Source organism: Cohnella faecalis (assembly GCF_003570905.1).
Lineage (GTDB): Bacteria > Bacillota > Bacilli > Paenibacillales > Paenibacillaceae > Cohnella > Cohnella faecalis.
In genome coordinates this window covers 84,568-97,350 of record NZ_QXJM01000040.1, presented here as the reverse complement: position 1 = coordinate 97,350, position 12,783 = coordinate 84,568, and the positions used below count along the sequence as shown (strand labels likewise).

10 protein-coding genes, 1 pseudogene and 1 other annotated feature are annotated in these 12,783 nt (G+C 55.8%); of the genes and pseudogenes, 8 read left to right on the top strand and 3 right to left on the bottom strand.

The genetic code is table 11. From position 1 onward, the window contains the following. Positions 1 to 182: 182 nt before the first annotated feature. The 3 genes from D3H35_RS21850 to D3H35_RS21840 form a co-directional block, all read right to left on the bottom strand. Positions 183 to 1,241: an acyltransferase gene (locus D3H35_RS21850; RefSeq protein WP_158594222.1), complete on the bottom strand. Its 1,059-nt coding sequence runs from the start codon at positions 1,239 to 1,241 to the stop codon at positions 183 to 185. A 707-nt stretch (positions 1,242 to 1,948) separates the two neighbouring features. Next, positions 1,949 to 3,607 (bottom strand): methyl-accepting chemotaxis protein, encoded by a 1,659-nt coding sequence (locus tag D3H35_RS21845; RefSeq protein WP_119151329.1) that lies wholly within the window; start codon positions 3,605 to 3,607, stop codon positions 1,949 to 1,951. 200 nt (positions 3,608 to 3,807) lie between these two features. After that, positions 3,808 to 5,781, bottom strand: coding sequence for a transglycosylase domain-containing protein (locus D3H35_RS21840; protein ID WP_119151899.1), 1,974 nt, complete (start codon positions 5,779 to 5,781; stop codon positions 3,808 to 3,810). A gap of 257 nt (positions 5,782 to 6,038) precedes the next feature. Here D3H35_RS21840 and speE point away from each other — a divergent pair, with 257 nt between their 5' ends. From speE to argS, 8 genes and pseudogenes are all read left to right on the top strand, one after another. Further along, positions 6,039 to 6,866, top strand: a complete 828-nt coding sequence (speE, locus tag D3H35_RS21835; RefSeq protein WP_119151898.1) for a polyamine aminopropyltransferase — start codon at positions 6,039 to 6,041, stop codon at positions 6,864 to 6,866. A 64-nt stretch (positions 6,867 to 6,930) separates the two neighbouring features. After that, positions 6,931 to 7,803: an agmatinase gene (gene speB / locus D3H35_RS21830; protein ID WP_119151328.1), complete on the top strand. Its 873-nt coding sequence runs from the start codon at positions 6,931 to 6,933 to the stop codon at positions 7,801 to 7,803. A 191-nt stretch (positions 7,804 to 7,994) separates the two neighbouring features. Next, positions 7,995 to 8,237: a DUF7667 family protein gene (locus D3H35_RS21825; RefSeq protein ID WP_199728583.1), complete on the top strand. Its 243-nt coding sequence runs from the start codon at positions 7,995 to 7,997 to the stop codon at positions 8,235 to 8,237. A gap of 82 nt (positions 8,238 to 8,319) precedes the next feature. Next, positions 8,320 to 9,138 (top strand): PDC sensor domain-containing protein, encoded by an 819-nt coding sequence (locus D3H35_RS34270; protein WP_147355915.1) that lies wholly within the window; start codon positions 8,320 to 8,322, stop codon positions 9,136 to 9,138. A 26-nt stretch (positions 9,139 to 9,164) separates the two neighbouring features. Continuing rightward, the gene (locus D3H35_RS34265; RefSeq protein WP_325050129.1) at positions 9,165 to 9,560 is read left to right on the top strand and encodes a hypothetical protein; all 396 of its coding nucleotides are present in this window, start codon (positions 9,165 to 9,167) and stop codon (positions 9,558 to 9,560) included. Further along, positions 9,557 to 10,522, top strand: a complete 966-nt coding sequence (locus D3H35_RS34260) for a methyl-accepting chemotaxis protein (protein ID WP_325050128.1) — start codon at positions 9,557 to 9,559, stop codon at positions 10,520 to 10,522. Before D3H35_RS34265 ends, D3H35_RS34260 begins: the two co-directional genes overlap by 4 nt. Positions 10,523 to 10,580: 58 nt before the next feature. After that, positions 10,581 to 10,826 (top strand) — a binding site (T-box leader). A gap of 50 nt (positions 10,827 to 10,876) precedes the next feature. Then, positions 10,877 to 11,347: a YwiB family protein gene (locus D3H35_RS21815; protein WP_119151327.1), complete on the top strand. Its 471-nt coding sequence runs from the start codon at positions 10,877 to 10,879 to the stop codon at positions 11,345 to 11,347. Positions 11,348 to 11,362: 15 nt separating this feature from the next. Then, positions 11,363 to 12,783 (top strand): annotated as a pseudogene (argS, locus tag D3H35_RS32735) (arginine--tRNA ligase); the annotation flags it as partial.

Genomic DNA, 12,783 nt, shown 5'->3' with positions numbered 1-12,783 from the left:
ATACTTTGCAGGACTGACGTCCGGCCGCTATCCCCCTAGCTCAGTCGTAAACACAAAGAAGATCGCCCTCCACCTTGCCAAGAAGGCAACGTAGAGGGCGATAGCCGTTTTTGAGGCAAGCGTGGTGTTGAATCGCCTTTTCAACCGGAGCTGCGGCTCTTACCTTCCACAGACCGGCAGCACTATGATTTTCCGAACAGCAGCCAATGGTGTTTGGATTGTTTGATCAGCTTTGCGACTGCCCAAGGCACGATGATGATAATCATTAAGCTTGCTAAATTATAAAGGTGGTAAACGGATTGCTGCGGATCGGGGTTGTAAATTTGCCTCCAGAGCGTTAGGACGGCAGGATGGATGAGATAGATCCCGAAGGCCAAAGCTCCGAAAGCGTTCGCGAGCTTCGAAGCGGCCGATGCGCGAGCGTCCAGCTTCTGTGCGATCCAAAGCGCGCTGAAGCCGACGAGAATCGCATACAGATTAAATAAAACGGCATATACCGGCGGCCAGTAGTGGGCGCCGCTTCGAGAGGCGAGGCCGATCAAGACAGTCGTGAATCCTACCGCGACGCTTGCGGCGAAAGTCCACCAAAGATGTCCGGCAAGCTCGGTAAACCGTTGATAGCTCATTCCGATGGCGGCGCCAACGCAGAAGACGAGAAAGTAATTCGGCATCAAGGCAGCCTTATGGGCAAACGGCCCGATCCAATAGTGAAGAATATAAAAGACGGTTTGAACGAGCAGGCCGGCTCCGATCACTTTCCGCGCGCTTAATCGCATTTTACGAAAAAGGGTCAAGATCAACGGAAATGCCGCGTAAAATTGTATAATGATAACCATAAAATAAAGGTGATACCCCGCTCGTCCCCACAATAATTGCTGGCTGAGCGCTTCGATATCGAATGAAACCTCATGGTTGTACACAGCTTGATTATAAACGTAATAAAATATTGACCATATCAAATAGGGCAGGACGATGTATTGAATTCTTTTTTTATAAAACGTCAGAGCTTGCTCCCAGGTCCAATTATCATAGTATCTGTAAAATAGAACCAGCCCGGTTATCATAATGAAAAGCGGAACCGCGAACGTGCTGAGCTGGTTTACCGTGATGTAGAACGGCGAGGACGCGCTTCCCCACGGAACGTTGGATCTGGCGCCCGCCGTTGCGTGGATGATTAGCACCGCCAAGATGGCGAACGCACGGACGATATTGATTTCGTTAATCTTCTTCTTTTCTCTCAAAGCGCATCGCCCACTTCGTTTCGGAATTAGCACCAATCTGTAGACGAGTAACAGTAGAAAAAGTTCCTCTAAGCGATGTAAAAAATACACGACATTGTAAAATGCGGCCTGGAGCGCAAGAGGCGGGAGTAATCGGCTGCTGTAAGGCTAGATGGTCTAGATTGAGCACAAAAGGCGGGAGTAACCGGCTGCTGTAAGGCTAGATGGTCTAGAGGGAGCGCAAAAGGTGAGAGTAACCGGTTGCTGTAAGGCTAAATGGTTTGGTGGGAGCGCAAAAGGTGAGAGTAACTGGTTGCTGTAAGGCTAAATGGTTTGGTGGGGCGCAAAAGGCGGGAGTAACCGGCTGCTGTAAGGCTAAATGGTTTGGTGGGGCGCAAAAGGTGAGAGTAACCGGTTGCTGTAAGGCTAAATGGTTTGGTGGGGCGCAAAAGGTGAGAGTAACTGGTTGCTGTAAGGCTAAATGGTTTGGTGGGAGCGCAAAAGGTGAGAGTAACCGGCTGCTGTAAGGCTAAATGGTTTGGTGGGGCGCAAAAGGTGAGAGTAACCGGCTGCTGTAAGGCTAAATGGTTTGGTGGGTGTGCGTAAGGCGGGGTGCCCGACTCCAGGCAGGCTCGAAGCGCCCAAGGTGCCAAGGAGCGGCGGGAAAGCTGCAAAAAAGCGAGCGGGGAATTTACCTGCTCGCTTTTTTGCAATATATTCGCGTCGGCCTACACTGCGAACCGGCTGACGGCTTCATTCAGATCGCCGGCCATCGAGCGGAGCTGCTCCGAGGCGCTGGCGATTTCTTCGACGGAGGCCAACTGCTCCTCGGAGGCGGCCGCAACCTGCTGCGAGTGGGCGGACGAGGTTTGGGCGATCCGTTCGAGCTCCTCTAGCGAGGCGGCTATTTGTTCGCTGCTGGCGGACATTTGCTGCGACGAAGCGGACACTTCCTGCACTTGCTCGGACACCTGCTTGACCGAGAGCAGGATGGAGCGGAACGATTCGCCCGAAGTGACTGCCAGCTCCGAGCCGATTCGCGTCTCTTCTGCCGTCACGGCCAAGGAGGCGGCGACCTGCTTCGAGCGGATTCCGATCGAATGCAGAATCGCTACGATTTCCTCCGAGGATTCCTTGGAGCGCTCGGCAAGCTTCCGGATTTCGTGAGCGACGACGGCGAAGCCTTTGCCGTGTTCGCCGGCGCGCGCCGCTTCGATGGATGCGTTCAAGGCGAGCAGATTGGTTTGATTGGCGACTTCGGAAATGTGGGAAAGAATATCCTCGATCTTGTCGCTCGAATCGTTCAATTCGCGCATCGAATCGGAGGCGGTGAAGACGTGAGACTCGATCGTTTGCATTTGTTTGACGGTACGGGTAATGACGGTGTCGCCTTCCGCAGCGAGGTCCGCCGTGTTGACCGCAAGATCGGAGACGACGGAGGCGGATTCGGCGATCCGCTGGATTCCGCCGGCCATCTCCGACATGGCGCGCTGGCATTCCTGCGAGCTTCCGAGCTGCGTCTCAGTGCCCGTGGCGACGTTCTGAATCGCTTCGGTAATTTCGTTCGTTGCTTGAGCTGTCTGGCTCGCCGTCTCCTTCAGGCTGCGGGAGGATACGGACACTTCCGCCGAAGTCTGCTTAATGTTGATCGCCAGCTCGCGGAGACTGCCTATCATTTCGTTGAAGGAGGCTGACGCTTGGCCGATTTCGTTGCCGTTGGTAACGGGCACGGAGACGGTCAGATTGCCTTTGGCCGCCTCTTTCGCATTCGCTGCCAAAAGGCGCAGCGGGCGAACGGCCATTCGAATGAGGAAGATGACGAGCCCAATCGCGATTAATGCGACTATGATACCGAACAAGACGGCGCGCAGAAGCAGCGTGCTCATCTGCTTTTCGACTTTATCGTAATCGAAGTCAATCGCGAAGTAGGCTACCGGATCCCCGTCCTCGTCTTGGACGGGCGCTATGTATGTTATCCACGAGCCAAGCTCGTCTTGATAGGAGGCGGTGAGCTCGGAATGGCCCTTGGCGGACTCGTCGAAGGCTTTCAACAGAACGTCCGACGCCGGAAACTCCTTGCCTGCGACGAATTGCTTGTCGGTTAGCGATTGGCTTACTTGGAGCGTCTTAAGGTAGGCCGTCCCGTCTTTATCGATTTTATTCGCCGATAAATAGTAAGAGTTGGTCAGCAGGTCGGGGTCCGTCATGCCGTCGAGCAGCTTCTTCAAAATTTCCATTTCGTCGGCGGGCGGCTCTTGGTTTGCGTCGAAAGCCTGCGCCATCGGTAAGATTAAGCTGACGTTGGCTTGCGCCTGCGTGCGGAGCTTGTCTCCGATCTGTTCGAATTCGTGGAAGGCGGCATTTTTCTGGGCAATGTAGAGCCCCACACCATCACGGAGATGACGCACAGAAACAGGAATGCCAGTACCAAGGAGCTCGAAAACATCAAGCTTTTGCGTCTTAAGAACTTAAACAGCTGAAAGCACCTCGCTACACTAGTATGTAGGTCTAAGTGTAGGGGCAAAGTGTTAGCAAAATGTGTTGGAAACCGTTAAGTTTCTGTTAAGAGGAAGCCGCAAGATCGGCTTTAGTTCCACCAATGCCTCAGCTTTTTCCACCACGCTCCCGATTTTTGACTGGCGGTGCCGCCGGTCTTCTCTTTTGCAGAGCCGTGTACGTAGCAGGAGGCCGAAGGCTCCGTTCCGGAGAGGAACGTTTCGAGCACGGGATTCGGGCAGCCGTCCGTTGCGAGCAAGCCTGTAACCGGGTCGATCAACGCGGTGACGACTCCTTCCGGCATGGTGAACAAGCCGGGCGAAGCGGAGCCGGAGAGGGCCGATTCGGTGAAATTGGCGAAAATGGGAGCCGCCCGATGCGCTTCGCCGGAAGTAATGGCTCTTCCTTTGTCATAGCCGAGCCAGACGGCGGTCGCCAGCTCCGGCGTGTAGCCGACCGTCCAGGCGTCGGAGTCGGTCGTTCCCGTCTTGCCCGCGACGGGTCTGGCAAGCAGCCTCGATACCCGGTAGGCCGTGCCGCCTTTTTGGAACACGCTCTCCAGCAGTTGGGTCGTTACGAACGCGAGGGCAGGGGAGATAACCTGCTCGCCGCGCGGATGAGCTTCATACAGGGTGTTGCCCTTGCTATCCCGAATGCTCAGAACGGCAAGGGGCGTATATTTGAATCCTCCGTTGGCGAAAGCCGAGAAGGCGGAAGCCATCTCGAACGGACTGATTGGAAAAGTACCGAGAGCAAGCGAAGGAACGGCTTTGAGCGGAGAGCCGATGCCCAGCCTTCGCGCCATGGCGATGACCGATTCGGCCCCCGTCTGCATAATCGTATTCACCGCGAAAATGTTGTCGGAAGCGGCGATCGCTTGGCGCATCCCGATTTCCGTGCGGAAGTAACGGTCGGCGTAGTTGCTGGGCTGGTATATTTTTCGATCGTTGTCGTAATAGAAAATCGTCGGCTCGCTCCGGAACCGAGTCGCCGGCGTAACGATCCGCCGCTCCAGCGCAGCCGCATAGACGATCGGCTTGAACGATGAGCCCGGCTGGCGGGTCGAGGCGAAGACGCGGTTATATTGATTGCCGCGATAGCTGCGGCCGCCGACCATCGCCTTGATGTATCCGTTGCGCGGATCGATGGCGATGAGCGCTCCTTGCAGCTCGGACTTCGGCGGCAGGCCGTCGCGAATGGCTTCCTCGGCTTTTCGCTGCATGTCCGCGTCGAGCGTCGTGCGGATGACGAGTCCGCCGTCGTGCAGCAGCCTTTCGTCGATGCCGAGCTTGCTTTCGGCTATTTTTAACACATAGTCGGCAAAATACGGGGCGGTTCCTTCTGGCTCTTCCGGCAGCGGACGGACCGAGACGGCCGTGTGGGAAGCTTCATCTGCCGTCGCGGAGGAGATCACGCCGGTATCTTTCATGACCTGCAGCACCGTTTGTCTGCGTTGGCGCGACTCCTTGGGGTGCCGATGCGGGGAATAATAGCTGGGCCCTTTCGGGATGCCTGCGAGCAAGGCGCTCTCCGCCGGCGTGAGCTCCTTCGCCGATTTGCCGAAATAGAGACGGGATGCGGCTTCCGCTCCGTATGCGCCGTGCCCGTAATAAATTTGGTTGAGATAGAGCTCGAGTATTTCGTCCTTCGTATACGTCTGCTCCAGCCGCGCCGCATACCAGGCTTCCTTCAGCTTCCGCTTCCATGTCCGTTCATGCGACAAGTACAGGTTGCGGGCGAGCTGCTGGGTTAGCGTGCTAGCTCCTTGCCGCTTGGACAGGTGACGCACGTCGGTCCAGGCGGCTCGCGCCAGTCCTCTCACGTCGACGCCTCTATGCTCGTAGAAACGCCGATCCTCAACCGCGAGCGTAGCTTTGATCAACCAAGGCGAAATATCCGCGAGCCGAACAGAGCGTCGATTGACGCCGCCCTCAAGCTGGGCGATTACGGTGCCGTCCGCGCCCAGCAATTGCGTCGGCTGCGGCACGGAGCCTGCCGGCAGCGCGCCGTAACGAAGCAGGACGTATCCGCCGCCCGCCGCCGTAAGCAAGCCGAACAGCGTCATCCACGCCAAGTGGCGTCTTACCGCCGACCAGCGCCGATTTTTTTGCTTCTCCGAAGGCTTGTTTTCCGAATTCGCACTCACGAAAGCACCTCCCCTGCCGCTAACTTCCGCCTGCGGAAACCGTATCCTTTCAGTATGGAAAAGTTAGGGGGAGGCTATTCGGTTGCATTTTGCCAGCTTTTTTATATAATACACTTGTTTGGCACATTATAGCGGACGAGCATTTTTCGAAGAAAGAAGGGATATCCATGTCCTCGATGGAACTGTGGTATACGGAGAAACAGACCGACAATTACGGCATCACGATGAAAATTAAACAAACGTACGTCCACGAACAGACGGACTTTCAAGAGCTTGCAATGATTGAGACGGAAGAATGGGGCAACATGCTCGTTCTCGACGGTATGGTCATGACGACCGAAAAAGACGAGTTCGTCTATCACGAGATGGTAGCCCACGTGCCGTTGTTCACCCACCCGAACCCCGAGCACGTGCTGATCGTTGGCGGAGGAGACGGCGGCGTCGTGCGCGAAGCGCTGAAGCATCCGAAAGTGAAAAAAGTCGTCCTTGTCGACATCGACGGCAAAGTCATCGAGCATTCGAAGAAGTACCTTCCTTCGATTGCCGGCAAGCTGGAAGATCCGCGCGTCGAAGTCATTGTGAACGACGGCTTCATGCATATTCACGATCACAAAAATACGTACGACGTCATCATGGCCGACACGACCGAGCCGATGGGCCCAGCGGTCAACTTGTTTACTCGCGGCTTCTACCAAGGCATCTACGAGGCGTTGAAGGAAGACGGCTTATTCGTCGCGCAGACGGACAACCCGTGGTTCAAAGCCGACTTGATCCAAAGCGTCAACCGCGATGTAAAAGAAGTGTTCCCTCTCGTTCGGGTATACGCGGCGAACGTGCCGACTTACCCAAGCGGTCTGTGGACGTTCACGATGGGCAGCAAAAAGCACGATCCGCTCGCAGTCGACGAGAGCGCCATTCTGGAGCTCGACACGAAATACTACTCGCCGCGCCTGCACAAAGCGGCGTTCGCGCTGCCGAAGTTCGTGGAAGATTTGACGAAATAAAATGCGATCGGGGAACGCGGCTCGTCCGTCGCTCCCCTTTTACTTGAGAGGAGAACACAAGTTCATGCGTTTACCCCAAGCCTATTCCGGCAACGTGTTCATCTGCAGCTCCGACGATTACGCCTCCTCCAAGGCGGTCATCTACGGCATGCCGATGGATTACACCGTTTCTTTCCGTCCGGGCTCCCGATTCGGTCCCGGCCGCATTCGCGAAGCGTCCGTCGGGCTGGAGGAATACAGCCCCTATCTGGATCGCAGCATTGTAGATTTGGAATACTTCGATGCCGGAGATTTGCTGCTGCCGTTCGGCAATGCGGCCAAAAGTCTCGACATCATCGCCGAGTTTGTGCGCGGCGTCCTGGACGACGGCAAAATTCCGGTCGGCCTGGGCGGCGAGCACCTGGTCACGTGGCCCGTTATTCAAGAGGTGTACAAGAAGTACCCGGATCTCGCGATTCTTCATTTTGACGCCCATACGGATCTTCGCGAAGACTACGAAGGAGAGCCGCTCTCCCACTCGACGCCTTTGCGCAAAGCGGCCGAGCTGATCGGTCCGTCTAACGTCTATCAATTCGGCATCCGCTCCGGCTCGAAGGAAGACTGGACGTATGCGCAGCAATCGGGTATCCACTTCCACCCATTCGTCGTCGCGGAGCCTCTTAAGAGCGAATTGCCGTCGCTGGCTGGTCGTCCCGTGTACGTGACGATCGACATCGACGTGCTCGACCCTTCCGCGGCGCCGGGCACCGGAACGACCGAGGCGGGAGGCATCACGTCGGGCGAACTGCTCGAAGCGATCCATGCGATTGCGCGCTCCGGCGTGAACGTCGTCGGCTTCGACCTCGTCGAAGTCGCTCCGATCTACGATCCGACCGAGATGACGCCGATCGTCGCTTCGAAGATGATTCGCGAGATGCTGCTCGGATTCGTTAAGTAAGCCTAATCGGCTAAAAAGCGTGCCATCGAATAATGAAGCGATCTTCCTGGGGCTAGTTGCCTTTGGGAGGTCGCTTTTTTAGTCTGTGAAAGGAGGGGAGAACGCGGAAATAAGTAACTCAAAGCTGCTAACGCAGGCTATGTAAGATGCACTCGTTGGCCATAATGGCTCATGAGGGGGATGTTCGATCCATGATGATGATGCCCATATACGAAAGATTGGCTGAGCTGTGGTTCATTAGGAGAGTACGTCCGTTCAGCGCACAGGAGCAGGCGGACTTCGAGCACTGTCTTGCCGTCAACGCTTCGCATATATCCCGGTTGTCCGGGTTATATAACCTATCATTGCTCGCTTCGATGACCGAAGATAAGGACTGGCAGCATGAAATCTGCCGCGAAATCGAAAAAATAGAGGGCAAAGAAATCCCCGAATGAAAAAATAACCAAAAATTCGACAAAATGTGCTACAATCCTCACATTATTAGATATAAATGTTCACCTAAGAGGAGAGAGACCTATGTTCGATTGGTTAGGTTTCAAAAAGGGGTTGCCGTTGTGGCGGTCGTATCGTTTGAATGCCGGTCTCAAAGAGGATGTCGAAAATATTTTTGAAGGGATTGCCGAGACGAGGGTGCAGCTGCTTGCCGATTGGGCGGGTGAGTGTTGGCTGCATCTGGAGCGTCTTCGCGATCAACTGGATTCCGTCGGAGATGGATCGGCCGGAGAGGGAATCAAGCGGCTGCTAGCCGGAACCTACTCGCGCGCGGCGGATTTTACCGAAATTTTTATTTTGGACAAGCCGGGCGCGGTCGTCTTCTCTACCTATGCTCCGCACATCGGCGTCGGGTACGGAGAGGGATCGGTGCTGGCTTCGGGCTTGAACTACGCTCGCTCTGACGGCAAGAATGGGAGACCGTGCTTGTTCGGTCCTTATGCGGACCCGACGACGCTTGCGATCGGTCCGCGATCTTCTTCCTTCCATGACAAAATGACGCTGATGTTCATTTTTCCGATTATGAAAGACGGCCGATGGGAAGGGGCGATAGGAGCGCGGGTTCCGAACGATGTCATCGGCGATTTGATCCAGCGGGAATCCGGCCATGTGTACCCCGATTCCGGCGATAATTATCTTTTCATGGCGAAGGCGGAATTGAACGTGCACATCGTGCCGGGGACGGCGCTTTCGCGAAGCCGGTTCGAGGACCGAACCTTTACGCACGGGGAAAATTTGAAGGACGGCGTGACGACGGATTGGGGCACGGTATCGGTGAAGGAGCATACCGAGCTGGAGCTCATGTTCACGGACCCGGCGACCGGACAGCTGCATCCGGCGTAGCGAATACGATTCGCAATGGTCACAATTTGTTCGTGGAATTCCCGGGGTATTCCGACTATCGGCATATTTCCGTAATCGGGAAGGGCGTAACATTCAAGCTTCCGCATTGCCCGGATTTGTGGGGGATGATGTGCGAAGGGGATTTGGAAGAGGTCTATCGAGGGCGGGGCATCGCGTATCGACAGCTTCGACCGCATATTTGGCTGACGGTCGCAAGCGCGGTTTTGGCTGCCGCCCTTGTCTACTTGATCGCTTTGTCCGCATCCGTTCCCGTTATCGCCTTGTGCGCCTTTGCGTTTAATCTTGCGTTCGGATTCGTGACGATCGGAGCTATTCACGGGAGAAGCCGCCGGAAGGTCGTCGATCCTCTGCTCCGAATCAATCGGTTCATCCGGATCAACGCGGAGGGCAAGGGGATTTGACCCAAAGGCTCGACACGGCTCAATTCGAGAACGACGAAACGCGCGATTTGGCCAAATGGATCAATAATATGATCGATTCGCTGGAAGGCATTATGATGAAAGTAAAGCTGGCGGCGTCCGACGTGACGGAGAGCCAGCGGCTGCTCGGCGAATCTACCGTAACGACCGCGCAGTCCATCGATCGGGTAAGCGGGCGCATTCACGATATGGTGCGAAGCATTCGTCGGCAGCTGAAGGATATCGACGTGGCCAAAGGGGTGGCGGACGAGGCGCGCGAGACGCTCCAGCTATTGGAGCAAAAAGCTTCGGAGCAAATTACGGTCGCTCAAAGCGAGGTCGGGCGGATCGGGGACAAGATGTCCCATATTTCGGATCGGGTCGCGGATACGAACGGGACGATTCGGGTATTTCGGGATACCGCACACGAAATTCGCAGCGTGCTTACCGTTATCGAAGAAATTTCCGCTCAGACTCACTTGCTCGCTTTGAACGCTTCGATCGAAGCGGCAAGGGTAGGTGAGCACGGCAGAGGCTTCGCCGTCGTCGCTTCGGAAATTCGCAAGCTGTCGGAGCTGACGAAGCAATCGACGGAAGAGGTTCACGAGATTATCGAGAAGCTGTCTCTTCATGCGCAAGAAGCTTATGCTTCCATGGAGGAAGGGACGCGCGTAGTGGAAGAGGGAACCGAGCTTGTCGCTGCGGCTGTAGAGACGCTCGGAGCTGCGAAGGCGGATGACTCCCAGAAGGCGCGAATTATCGACGAGGTCGTCGTGCTGATGGAGAAGATCGCGGCGGTCAGCCAAGATAACCGTTCCATCTCTTCGGAGGTGGAAGGGAAGGTTCAAGAGCTGCAAGCGGATATCGTGGACGTTCGCCACACTTCGCGCAACGTAGAAGCGATTACCGCGTTAATGGAGCAGCTCGTCGGGCAATTCCATTTAACGGAGACGCGCAAACGGTAATTAGGCGGAGAGCGTTCTTGCTTTTTTTGACGGCTTCCCTATAATAAAGGCATAACTGTAACTTGCGATGATCGGGACAGTACGCCAATGAATGGAACGAACAGCGAGCCGGGGCGGTGGGAGCCGGCGGTTTCCAGCGTGGCGGAAGCGCACCCGGGAGTTGACGGCTTGAAGGCGCGGCGAACGCGCTGGTAGGGCTGTCCGGTCACACCGTTATCGTGTTCGAGCGGCTTTCTATTGCGTAACCTCGCGGTTATCGGAAAGCCAGAAGAGTGGCACCGCGGACTTAGCCTCCGTCTCTTGTATTGAGACGGGGGCTTTTTATTTTTTTCAGGCGAGAAGGGGGGAAATCCTTTGCCGAGGGATGGAGCTTCGGACGAGAAAGCTCTCGTCCGAATCCGATTGGAAAGCGATGCAGGCGGCGAGAAACAAGAACAGTCGCTGGAAGGCGAATGGTACTCCAAAAACCGGACGATCTATTTGCGCTATGAGGAAACCGAAGGAGCGAACCTTGTCAGGACGCTGCTGTCCTGGAAGGACGGGCGACTGCGGCTGGTACGCCAGGGCGATGTCGAATCGGAACAAATTTTTTCGGCGGGAGGCCGGCATTCCGGCTATTACCGCTCGGACAATGTCCAATTCCCGTTGGAGACGGAGACGTCTTTTCTCCGAATCGTAAGCTCGGGAGGAGAAGGGCCGGGGGATCAGACGCCTAGTCCGAAGCTTCCGATGCTGCTCGAATGGCATTACACGCTCCGAATTGCGGGCGAGGATGCGGGGCTGTTCGTCATACGGCTTCATGCCGAATCTATAGAGAACGACTAGGGAGGATCACTACTTATGAACGCATTGGAGAAATTGCAGCAAGCGGTGAGCGAAGCGTTGCGGAAGCGGCGTTGGCGGGAGGGCTCATAGAGAATCGGAAGAGCTTCCGGCTATTGCGCTGGAAGTGCCTAAGGAAAAAAGCCATGGCGATCTCGCCACAATCTGGCGATGCAACTGACGAAAATCGCGAAGAAAAACCCGCGCCAAATCGGAAACGATTATCGCCCATCTCGACAAGAGCCGCCGCGTGATTCAATCTGCGGAAATCGCGGGCCCAGGCTTCATTAACTTCCGTCTCGACAAAAGCTATCTTTATCCGTTGTCGAGGAGGTTCTGCAGCAAGGGAGCGCTATGGCTCGGTTGCGGCTGGCGGAGGCCAGTCCGTCCAGGTTGAATTCGTCAGCGCGAATCGACGGGCAGCCTGCATCTCGGGCATGCGCGCGGACCAGGCCTGCGCTTGCAACGTGCTGGACTTCGCCGGCTACAAGTGGCGCGCAGTATTACATTAACGACGCGGGGCAACCAGGTCAACAATTTGGCGAAGTCGATCGAAGCCCGTTATCGCCAGGCGCTCGGACAAGAAGCCGAAATGCCGGAGGACGGCTACTACGGAGAAGACATCGTCGGTTTTGCGAAGGAGTTGGGGAGCGGGAGGCGACAAGCTTCTGTCTTTGGAGGATAAGGCGAGATTCGAATTTTTCCGCACGTACGGACTGGAGAAGGAGCTTGACAAAATCAAGCGCGATCTCGGTCGCTTTGGCGTCCGCTTCGACGAGTGGTATAGCGAGACTTCGTTGTACGAAACCGGTAAAGTGGTGGAGGCGCTGGACGCGCTTCGCGCGAAAGGTCAAGTGTACGAGCAGGACGGAGCGGTGTGGCTGTCCTCGACGACGTTCGGCGACGACAAGGACCGCGTGCTTGTGGAAAAATGATGGCAGCTATACGTATTTGACGCCGGATGCCGCGTATCATATGGATAAGTACAGTCGCGGCTACGATCGGATGATCAACATCTGGGGCGCCGACCATCACGGCTATATTCCGCGGGTGAAGGCGGCGATGGCGGCGCTTGGCAACGATCCGGATAAGCTGACCGTATTGATCGCACAGATGGTGAGCTTGTTCCAGAACGGCGAGAAGTGAAGATGTCAAGCGGACCGGTAAGGCGGTTACGATGGAAGATTTGATGACGAAGTCGGCGTCGATGCCATCCGTTACTTCTTCACGATGAGAAGCATGGATTCCCATCTCGATTTCGACATGGATCTGGCCGTCTCGACGTCCAACGAGAATCCGGATTCTACGTGCAATATGCACATGCGCGCATTTGCAGCATTTTCCGCCAAGCGGAGGAGCAGGGAGTTGCTTTGTTGCCGCTTGCCGAGACGAAGCTGGATCGTCTGACGACGGAGCACGAGCTTGATTTGCTCGCAAAA

What these genes read in the sequence shown, in the direction of transcription:
- speE (WP_119151898.1), top strand. Translation starts at nt 6,039, where the DNA reads ATGGAACTGTGGTATACGGAGAAACAGACCGACAATTACGGCATCACG.
- speB (WP_119151328.1), top strand. Translation starts at nt 6,931, where the DNA reads ATGCGTTTACCCCAAGCCTATTCCGGCAACGTGTTCATCTGCAGCTCC.
- D3H35_RS34270 (WP_147355915.1), top strand. Translation starts at nt 8,320, where the DNA reads ATGTTCGATTGGTTAGGTTTCAAAAAGGGGTTGCCGTTGTGGCGGTCG.
- D3H35_RS21840 (WP_119151899.1), bottom strand. Translation starts at nt 5,781, where the DNA reads ATGACGCTGTTCGGCTTGCTTACGGCGGCGGGCGGCGGATACGTCCTG.
- D3H35_RS21825 (WP_199728583.1), top strand. Translation starts at nt 7,995, where the DNA reads ATGATGATGATGCCCATATACGAAAGATTGGCTGAGCTGTGGTTCATT.